Source organism: Streptomyces sp. S6 (assembly GCF_054880855.1).
Genome location: NZ_JBTYMC010000273.1, coordinates 1 through 9165, shown reverse-complemented (window position 1 = coordinate 9165; position 9165 = coordinate 1). Strand labels below are relative to the sequence as shown.

The 9165-nt window shown below is 74.3% G+C and carries 8 protein-coding genes; 6 read left to right on the top strand and 2 right to left on the bottom strand.

The genetic code is table 11. The features are described 5' to 3' along the window. From ACVNF4_RS27900 to ACVNF4_RS27890, 3 genes are all read left to right on the top strand, one after another. Nucleotides 1-1552 (top strand): LuxR C-terminal-related transcriptional regulator (locus tag ACVNF4_RS27900; RefSeq protein ID WP_461805643.1); only part of this gene is annotated, 1552 nt, incomplete at its 5' end. 28 nt (nt 1553-1580) lie between these two features. Further along, nucleotides 1581-2546 carry an alpha/beta hydrolase gene (locus ACVNF4_RS27895; protein WP_461805642.1) on the top strand — a complete coding sequence of 322 codons (966 nt, stop codon included), beginning with the start codon at nt 1581-1583 and terminating at the stop codon, nt 2544-2546. Nucleotides 2547-2644: 98 nt separating this feature from the next. Beyond that, nucleotides 2645-3604 carry an alpha/beta hydrolase gene (locus ACVNF4_RS27890; RefSeq protein ID WP_461805641.1) on the top strand — a complete coding sequence of 320 codons (960 nt, stop codon included), beginning with the start codon at nt 2645-2647 and terminating at the stop codon, nt 3602-3604. 40 nt (nt 3605-3644) lie between these two features. Here the strand turns inward: ACVNF4_RS27890 and ACVNF4_RS27885 are convergent, their stop codons facing one another. Continuing rightward, on the bottom strand, nt 3645-4277 hold the full coding sequence (locus tag ACVNF4_RS27885; protein WP_461805640.1) for a TetR/AcrR family transcriptional regulator: 633 nt from the start codon (nt 4275-4277) through the stop codon (nt 3645-3647). Nucleotides 4278-4326: 49 nt separating this feature from the next. Here ACVNF4_RS27885 and ACVNF4_RS27880 point away from each other — a divergent pair, with 49 nt between their 5' ends. The 3 genes from ACVNF4_RS27880 to ACVNF4_RS27870 all read left to right on the top strand — a co-directional run bounded on the left by ACVNF4_RS27880 (nt 4327) and on the right by ACVNF4_RS27870 (nt 7797). Further along, nucleotides 4327-5166, top strand: a complete 840-nt coding sequence (locus ACVNF4_RS27880) for an ABC transporter ATP-binding protein (protein ID WP_461805639.1) — start codon at nt 4327-4329, stop codon at nt 5164-5166. Continuing rightward, nucleotides 5163-5951, top strand: a complete 789-nt coding sequence (locus ACVNF4_RS27875; protein ID WP_461805638.1) for an ABC transporter permease — start codon at nt 5163-5165, stop codon at nt 5949-5951. Before ACVNF4_RS27880 ends, ACVNF4_RS27875 begins: the two co-directional genes overlap by 4 nt. A 124-nt stretch (nt 5952-6075) precedes the next feature. After that, on the top strand, nt 6076-7797 hold the full coding sequence (locus ACVNF4_RS27870) for a sugar-binding protein (RefSeq protein WP_461805637.1): 1722 nt from the start codon (nt 6076-6078) through the stop codon (nt 7795-7797). Here the strand turns inward: ACVNF4_RS27870 and ACVNF4_RS27865 are convergent. Further along, nucleotides 7794-9050: a zinc-dependent metalloprotease gene (locus ACVNF4_RS27865; RefSeq protein ID WP_461805636.1), complete on the bottom strand. Its 1257-nt coding sequence runs from the start codon at nt 9048-9050 to the stop codon at nt 7794-7796. The two genes, ACVNF4_RS27870 and ACVNF4_RS27865, sit on opposite strands and share 4 nt — an antisense overlap. Between the last annotated feature and the right edge of the window lie 115 nt (nt 9051-9165).

The window sequence follows — 9165 nt, the reverse complement described above, 5'->3', positions numbered from 1 at the left end:
CCGGGCCCGCCGCTACGCCAAGGCCCTGCACGCCGCCACCAACGCCGGCGACCCCTCCTGGGTCCGCGAGCTGTACGACCGGGTCACCGCCCTCACCGACGACCACGACGTCCTCGGCATGGCGGCCTGCGGCGTCGGCATGGCCCTCTCCCTCGGCGGCCACCCGCGCCAGGCCGCCCAGATCGTCACCGCCGCCCTCGAAGAGACCCCGCCCGTCTCCGGCATGACGACGTTCGCCATCACCAGCGTCCTCGGCGCCATCGCCTTCCAGTCCGGCCTGCCCGAGGCCCGCCTCCCCATCACCGCCCACCTCGCCGACGCGGGCGCCCGCCACCCGGACACCCCGTACGCCGAACTGGCCTCCGACGACAGCTGGGCCGCCGTCCGCGCCACCACCCTCTCCGCCGCCGACCCCACCGACGCCCCCGCCCTCCTGGCCGGCATCCGCCACCGCACCGCACCCCAGCCGGCCGACCCGATCGCCGACATGACGTGGACCCTCGCCGTCGGCGGCGCCGCCTGGTACGCCGACGAGCACGACCTGGCCGTGGAGACGTTCCGCCAGGCCTACGACCGCCTCACCACCTACGGCGCGATAGGCCCCGCCGCCCCCACCTTCCCCGCGATGGCGGGCGCCCTCCTCGACACCGGCCGCTGGACGGAGGCCGACGAGTACCTCGACCGCACCGCCACCCTCGCCGCCGTCCACGCCCTGAAGACCGTGAGCGTCGACGTCGAGGCCCTGCGCGCCACCCTGCGCGCCCTGCGCGGCATCGCCACCGGCCCCGAACCGGCGTGGACGGCCCTCGACCTCGACGAGAACCGCGCCACCCACGCCCGCCTCCTGCGCGCCGCCGGCACCGCCGCCACGGCGAGCGGCGACCACGAAGGCGCCTACCGGCACTTCCGGCAACTGTTCCACGACGACGGCACACCCCTGCACTACTTCCTCTCGCCCCGCTCGATCGCCGACCTCGCCGCAGCCGCCCACCGCACCGGACGCCAGGAGGAGACGGCACCCGTCGTCGAGGCCGTCCGCACCGCCCTCGGCCCCCGGCCCACCACCCGCACGACCCTGCTCCTGCACCACGCCGCCGCCCTCACCGGCGCCCCCGCCGACGCCGAGCACCACTTCCGGCTCGCCCTCGTCAACCCGGCCGCCGACCAGTGGCCCCTGGCCCGCGCCCAGGCCAGGCTGCACTACGCGCAGTGGCTGCGCACGCACCGCCGCCCCCTCGACGCCCGCCCCCTGCTCACCGCAGCCCTGGAGACGTTCGCCCGGCTCGGCGCGGCCGGCCTCGCCGAGGAGACCCGCGTCGAACTGCGGGCCAGCGGCGTCGGAACCGCGCCCGTGCGCCCCGACCCCCTCTCCGAACTCACCGCCCAGCAGCGCGAGATCGTCCGGCTCGCGGCGAAAGGGCTGCGCAACCGGGAGATAGCGGAACATCTGATGGTCTCTCCGCGTACCGTCAGTTCCCACCTGTACCAGGTGTATCCGAAACTGGGGGTGAGCAGCCGCAACCAGCTCCGGGACCTCGTCGAGGACCTGTGACCCCGCCCGACACGTCGCAAGGAGGCGCGTGCACCCGGACCGTGTAGTTCTCGACCCCCTCGTCCAGCGCCTCGTCGACGCCTCGGCCGAGCCGCCCTACCTGCACCAGATCGGGGCCGTGGACGGCCGCGAGGCCCTGCTGGAGATGCAGGGCCACCCCTTCGACGACCTGGACGCCGAGTTCCGCGTCGCCCCCGGCGGCCCCTCCGGGCTCGTCGGCTTCTGGCTCTTCCGCCCGCGCGCGGCAGGCGGCCCCGCCGCCGTCCCCGTCGTCGTCTACCTGCACGGCGGCCGGTGGATGCTCGGCGACGCCCGCACCCACGCCCGCCTGATCGGCGACCTCGCCGACCTGAGCGGCGCCGCCGTCGTCGTCCCCGAGTACACCCGCACCCCCGAGGCCCGCTACCCGGTCGCCCTGGAGGAGTCGTACGCCGTCGTCACCTGGATCGCCGGACAGGCCGCCACCCTCGGCCTCGACGGGAGCCGGCTCGCGGTCGCCGGGGACTGCGCCGGGGCGACCATGGCGACCGCCCTCACGATGATGGCCAAGCGGCGGGCCGGGCCCCGGATCCGCGCGCAGGTCCTGTACTACCCGATGACCGACCCCGACGGCGCCACCGCGTCCGCCGACCGGTTCGCGTCCGGCTACTTCCTCACCCGCGAGGCCGTCGACTGGTACTGGCGGGAGTACGCCGACGACCCCGGCGACCTCGCCGACCCCACCGCCGCCCCGCAGCGCGCCACCGCCGCCGACCTCGCCGGACTCCCGGCCGCCCTGGTCGTCTCCGCCGAGGCCGACGTCTGCCGCGACGAGGGCGAGCAGTACGCGCGGCTCCTGCGGCGGGCCGGGGTCCAGGTGACGGCCGTGCGCTACCTGGGCACGGTCCACGACTTCGTCTCCCTGAACTCCCTGCGCGACAGCCCGCCGACCCGGGCCGCGATCCGGCAGGGGGCCCGGTTCCTGGCGTCGGCACTGACACCGTCAACTTACTGATGCCGGCGGGCACGGCCGCTTGCGAGGCTGACGCGGACAACTGCGCGCCACCGCCTCGTCCCACCGTGCCCTCACCTCGACGAACAGGGAGAACCCTCATGTCAGACGCCGTCGACCCGGTGCTGGAACCCGCCGCCCGTGCCTTCGCGGAGGCCACCGCCAACCCGCCCCACCTCTTCGACCTGCCCCTCGCCGAGGGCCGCAAGGCCGTCGACGACGTCCAGTCCGGCGAGACCGACATGCCCGACGTCGACGAGGAGTGGGTGACCGTCCCCGGCGGCCCCACCGGCAGCGTCCGCGCCCGGATCGTCCGGCCCGTCCAGGACGAGGGCGTCCTCCCGGTGATCGTGTACATCCACGGCGCCGGCTGGGTCTTCGGGAACGCCCACACCCACGACCGGCTCGTGCGCGAACTCGCCGTCGGCGCGGGCGCGGCCGTCGTCTTCCCCGAGTACGACCTCTCGCCCGAGGCCCGCTACCCGGTCGCCCTGGAGCAGAGCTACACCGTCGCCAGGTGGGTCGCCGAACAGGGCGCCGGACACGACCTCGACGGCTCACGGATCGCCGTCGCCGGCGACTCCGTCGGCGGCAACATGACGGCCGCGCTGACGCTGCTCGCGAAGGAACGCGGGGACGTCCCGCTGGTCCAGCAGGTGCTGTTCTACCCGGTGACCGACGCGAACTTCGACACCGGCTCCTACCGCCGGTTCGCGGAAGGGTACTTCCTGCGCCGCGACGCCATGCGGTGGTTCTGGGACCAGTACACGACCGACACCGCCGACCGCGCCCAGATCACCGCGTCCCCGCTGCGCGCCACCACCGAGCAGCTCACCGGACTGCCGTCCGCCCTCGTCGTCACGGCCGAGGCCGACGTGCTGCGCGACGAGGGCGAGGCGTACGCCGCCAAGCTGCGCGCAGCGGGCGTCGCGGTCACCGCCGTGCGTTTCCAGGGCGTCATCCACGACTTCGTCATGCTGAACGCGCTGCGCGGCACCCAGGCCGCCGAGGCCGCCATCACCCTGGCGACCGACACCCTGCGCACCGCCCTGCACTCCTGAGCAACACACCACCAGACCCAACCGGACAGTCCCAGCGCCCTCAGCCTCCCCGCCCTGCGACCGCCTCGACCAGCCTCCTGATGTCGGCGAGGTCCGCCTCGAACTCGGCGGTGAGGTCGGGCGCCAGATCCAGCCAGCGCGCGAGCCTGCTGTGCGCGGGCAGAACACCCTCCGGGAGCTGACCGCGCCGCCCGCGCGGGTCGAGGCTGCCGGGGGAGAAGCGGCCCGCCGCCTCCGACGCCGCGAACCCGATGACGAACGTGCTGATCATCCGCTCAAGACGCGGGACCTCGGACTCCGGAACACCGGCCTCGACGAGCGCCGCGTAGATCAGGTCGACCGCGCGCACGGCGTCCGGGGTGACGGCGGGGCGGGAGAAGACGAGGTGAGCGGCCCAGGGATGACGCCGGATCACCTCGCGGGTGGCGTGCGCGAGGACGGTCAGCCGCTCGTCCCAGGGGCGCTCCTCGACGGGGGCCGGGGGGAGCAGGGCGGCGAGGAGCCGGCCGAGCATGCCGTCCAGCAGGGCCGCCTTGTCCTTCACGTGCCGGTACAGCGCCATCGGAGTGACGCCGACGCGGTCGGCCAGCGCCCGCATCGACACCGCTTCGAGGCCGTGCTCGTCGGCGATCGCCAGCGCCGCGTCCAGGATCTCTTCCCGCCTGCCACTCATGGGTCTACAGTGTAGACGTATACGCCGTACACGTCTGGAGGAGGCGGCCATGCTGACCGTGACAGGACTGGTGAAGCGCTACGGCCCGTGCCGCGCGCTCGACGGCTTCGACCTGACCGTCGCCCCCGGCGAGATCGTCGGCCTCATCGGCCACAACGGCGCCGGGAAGACGACGTTCGTCGAGACGGTCACCGGCCTGACCCGCCCGGACGAAGGGCGCCTGCGCATCGGCCCGTACGACAGCCCCCGCGCCGCCCGGCACCTGGTCGGCGTCGCTCCCCAGGAACTCGCCCTGTACGGCACCCTCAGCGCCCGCGAGAACGTACGCCTCCTCGCCGGACTGGCCGGCCTGCGCGGACATCGACGGGACGCCGAGATCGCACGCGTCCTGGACGAACTCCGCCTCACGGAACTCGCCGACCGCCCCGTCGGCGCCCTCTCCGGCGGCCAGCGCCGACGCGTCCAGGCGGCCACGGCGATGGTCGGCTCACCCCCGCTCCTGCTGCTGGACGAGCCGACGGCGGGCGCCGACCCCGAGACCCGAACGGCTCTCCTGGACGCGGTGAAGGCCCGCGCCGCCGCCGGGGCCGCCGTCGTCTACACGACCCACTACCTCCCCGAACTCGTCGACCTGGGCGCCACATTGGCGCTCGCCCGCGCGGGCCGCGTCATCGCCCGGGGCACACAGGAGGAGCTGACCCGCGACCTCCCCGGCGAACTCCGCGTCACCTACGCAGACCCCGGCGAACCCGAACTCCGCGTCCCCACCCAGGACCCCGGCGCCGACCTCGCGGCCCTCCTCGCCGCCGGCCGCACCCCCGCCTCCGTCGACATCCGCCGTCCGAGCCTGGACGACCTCTACCGCTCCCTGGAAGCCGCAACCGTATGAACCACGACCGCACGAACCACGGCCCTGTGATCCGTCCCTCCGCCACCCGCCTCGGCGTCCTCCTGCGCCACAACGCCCTGCTGATGCTCCGCGAACCCGGCCCCCTCCTCAGCCGCCTGATCCTCCCGCTCGTCTTCCTCGCCCTGCTGCGCCCCCTCTACGTCGCCGCCCAAGGCCGCACGGCAGGCACCGAACAGGCCGTCGTCGGCACCCTGGTGACCTTCTCCCTCCTCGCCCTCAGCATCTCGGGCAGCGCGATCCTCACCGAACGCCTCGCCCGCACCTGGGACCGACTGCGCGCCACGCCGCTGCGCCCCGTGGAGATCCTGGCCGGCAAGTCCCTCCCGGTCCTGGCCGCCCTCCTCACCCAACAGCTCCTGATCATCGCCACCGGCATCCACGTCTTCGCCCTCTCCGTCCCCCACCCCGTACTCCTCCTCGCCGTCCTCCTGGCCTGGAGCTGCACCCTCCTGTCGCTGGGCGCCCTCCTCGGCGTCCTCGCCCGCACCATGGGTGAACTCTCCGCCGCCTTCGACATCGGCGGCATGCTCCTCAGCAGCCTGGGCGGCGCCCTGGTCCCCCTGGCCGCCCTGCCGGGCTGGGTGTCGGCCGTGGCCCCCGTCTCCCCGGGCTACTGGGCGGCCCGTGGCCTGCGCGCCGCCCTCTCCGGCGACTCGGCCACGGCCCTGACGACCTGTGCCGTCCTCCTCGCGACGGCAACGGCGTTCGCGGCTCTGGCCTCGGTCCGCCTGAGGGGCCGCAGTGGTCGGCTGGTGGCGCTCTGAAGCCCCTTTGTGGAGGGTTGGCCCGATTCTCGGCATGTTTCACGTGAAACAAGGCTTTTAGCCGTCCAGGGAGTCCTGACGGGACGCTACTGTGCGAGTCCGCCCCCACACCCCCAGGACCCCCATGCGCGACGTACGACGCCGGACCCTCCTCGCCACCGCCCTGGCCGCCGGCGCCGTAGCCGCAGGCCAGACCCCCACGGCGCACCCCCGACCCGACCCCGCCCACACCGACGTCCTGTTCGTCGGAGCCCATCCCGACGACGAGGCGCAGAACCTCTCGACGTTCGGCCAGTGGCGGGAACTCCACGGGCTCGGCACCGCCGTCCTCACCGTCACCAGGGGAGAGGGTGGCGGAAACGCGACCGGCACCGAGGAAGGCGCGGCGCTCGGCCTGATCAGGGAGGCCGAGGAGCGCGCGGCGACCGCGTACGCCGGTATCGAGAACGTCTACTACCTCGACAAGCCGGACTTCTGGTACACGCTCTCGGCCCCCCTCACCGCACGGATCTGGAACGAGCAGGACACCCTGAAACGCGTCGTCCACCTGATCCGCCGCACCACCCCGCACACCGTCGTCACCATGGACCCCCGCCCCTTCGGCCAGCACGGCGCCCACCAGCTCTCCGCACGGCTCGCCATCGAGGCGTTCTGGAAGGCCGCCGACCCCACCGCGTTCCCCGAGGAGGGCCTCGCCCCCTGGCGCCCCCGCCGACTCCTCGCCCAGAACCCCCACTTCGCGCACCTCCTGGGCCCACAGGCCCCCCGAACCCGCCGCACCGACCCGCACACCGGCCTCCCCGTCCTCGGCGTCTGGTCCGGCACCCCCTCCCGCACCCACGGCACCACCTGGGCCCAGGCCGAACGCCACGCCTCCCGCGCCTACCGCACCCAGGGCTGGACCACCCTCCCGCCCGACGTCCCCACGGACCCCGCACGCCTCGACTCCGACTGGTTCACCGTCCTCGCGGAGGACGCCCTCCCGATCGAGGCCCCGGTCCGCCCCCACTCCGAACTGCGCCCCCTGTACGCCGAGTTCCGCGACTGGACCCACCGCATCGGCCTCCCCTGGCTGGCCAACGACGCCCAACCCGCCTACCCCCGCCGCCCCACGACCACGATCCCGGCCGTCACCACACCCCCGGTCCTCGACGGCACCGAGGGCGAGGGCGAATACCCCGGCCCCGAACTCCCGCTCACCCACTGGCAGGGCGACCCCGCCACCCCCGCCGACTGTTCCGCGACCGCCAAACTCGCCCGCCACGGCGACGACCTGTACGTCCTCGTCCACGTTCGGGACGACCGACCGGGCGCCATCCTCGCCCGAGGCGACGTCAAACGCCACTGGCGCACCGACTCCGTGGAGATCGCCATCGACCCCCGAGGCACCGCCGACGACACCTCGACCACCTTCAAGCTCGGCATCGTCCCGCACACCACCCCGGACGGCACCCCGGCCGCCACCCGCGACGCCGACAACCACCAGGGCCCGCCACCCGCGTCCCTCCGCCTGGCCTCGACGGTCACCACCCCCTACCGGGGCTACACGGTCGAGGCCAGGATCCCCCTCACCGACCTCCCCGCACCCCCCGACCCCGACCGCCTCACCCTCAACATCCTCGTCTACGACTCCGACACCACCGACCACACCTCCCAGACCCGCCTGGCCTGGTCCCCCTACGGCTCACCCCAGGCCGACCCCTACACCTGGGGCACGGCCCGCCTCCCCGCCCACACCCCACCCACCCGGCCCACCACACCCCCGCACATCCCCACGGAGTCCACCCGCAGCACCGACTCCCCGGCCTCCCTCGCCCAGGCCCACCGCACCGGCGTCCGGCCCTAGTTCGGCGCCCCCGGCGGCACCCGAGGCAGCGGATCCAACCGCACCGAACCGGGATCCGCCAGGTACGCCACCAGCAACTCCCCACCCGCACGCCGATGCCCGTCCCCCTGCCGCAGGACCACGGCGAACTCCCGCACCACGGAACGCACCTCCTCCCGCACCGGAGCATGCAACCCGTCGGCGCCGAGGACGCGCAGCACATGGTGGAGGACGGCCCAGTCGGCCGTGTGCTGGACGACCGCCCCGGCGGGAACCTCCGCCGACACCGCGTCCGACCGCAGCCACGTCGCCGACAGCAGCGCCCTGACCACCTCCCCGGCCCCCGGCACCGAGGAGTCCGCCGCGTGCTGCCACGCCAGCCGGTGCAGCCGCGCCGGATCGAGCAGCGCCTCCGTCACGAGCGTCGCCGCGACCCGCACGGCACTGAAGGGATCGAAGACACGCCCGGCGGACGAGTCGTAGTACTGGCTGCTGCGCTCGTAGCGGATCGCGGGCGGCGTCAGAACGGCCAGCACGCTCTCCGGCAGCCCGAGTTCCTCCGCCCGCAGCAACCCCGCGAGCCGCTCCAGGGCCGCCCGCTGCACCCTCGGGGCCACGGGAACCACCCCCGCCCCGGCCTCCCCGGCGACGCCGTACGCGTACCGCACCCCGCCGACGAGCCGCGCGACGGCCGTCACCTCGTGCCGGTGCAGGAGATGCAGCAGGACCGCGCGCTCCTCCAGCTCCCCGGTCTGCCGGTCGGGCGGCAGCACCCCGCGTGAGAAGCCGGCCAGCGCGATCCGCCGGACCTGGAGGATCCGCTCCAGCGCGGGCAGCGCGTCACCCGAGGTCACCCACGGCACCCCGTCCGCGTGCGCCGCGTCCGGGCCGTGGCCGTCCTCGTCGGTGACGTACGCGAGGTGCGCGAACTCGGCCCGCAGCTCGGCGAGTTCCGTCTCCGTGAGGTCGCCGTACGCGTGCCGGACGAGGAAGTGGTCCCACGGGCCGAGCCCGACGGCGTAGGCGCGGCAGAGGTCCAGGGCGCCGTCCGCGGTGACGGCGATACGGGCGTGCGGGTAGTCCATCACCGACGGGTGGTGGTGCCGGGTGCTCGCGTAGTTGTGCATGAAGCCGAGCGCGTGCCCGATCTCGTGCGCGGCGAGCTGCCGGATCCGCGCGAGCACCAACTCCTCCACGGCGGCGAGCCGTTCGGCCTCGTCCGGCCGCCCGTAGGGGGCGAGGAGCGCCTCGCCGAGCGCCCGCACCTGCTCCACCCGCTGCGGGGTGGTTCAGCCGGCGTACGGGTCCTGGACCTTGCCGGGGCGCGCGAGGAACTCGAAGTCGCAGCCGGTGTCGGCCTGCGTGATCTGCTCGTTGTAGAGGGCGCCG

Excerpts from the sequence above, each read along its gene's own strand:
- ACVNF4_RS27875 (WP_461805638.1), top strand. The coding sequence starts at position 5,163 with ATGAACCACGACCGCACGAACCACGGCCCTGTGATCCGTCCCTCCGCC.
- ACVNF4_RS27885 (WP_461805640.1), bottom strand. The coding sequence starts at position 4,277 with ATGAGTGGCAGGCGGGAAGAGATCCTGGACGCGGCGCTGGCGATCGCC.
- ACVNF4_RS27870 (WP_461805637.1), top strand. The coding sequence starts at position 6,076 with ATGCGCGACGTACGACGCCGGACCCTCCTCGCCACCGCCCTGGCCGCC.
- ACVNF4_RS27880 (WP_461805639.1), top strand. The coding sequence starts at position 4,327 with ATGCTGACCGTGACAGGACTGGTGAAGCGCTACGGCCCGTGCCGCGCG.
- ACVNF4_RS27890 (WP_461805641.1), top strand. The coding sequence starts at position 2,645 with ATGTCAGACGCCGTCGACCCGGTGCTGGAACCCGCCGCCCGTGCCTTC.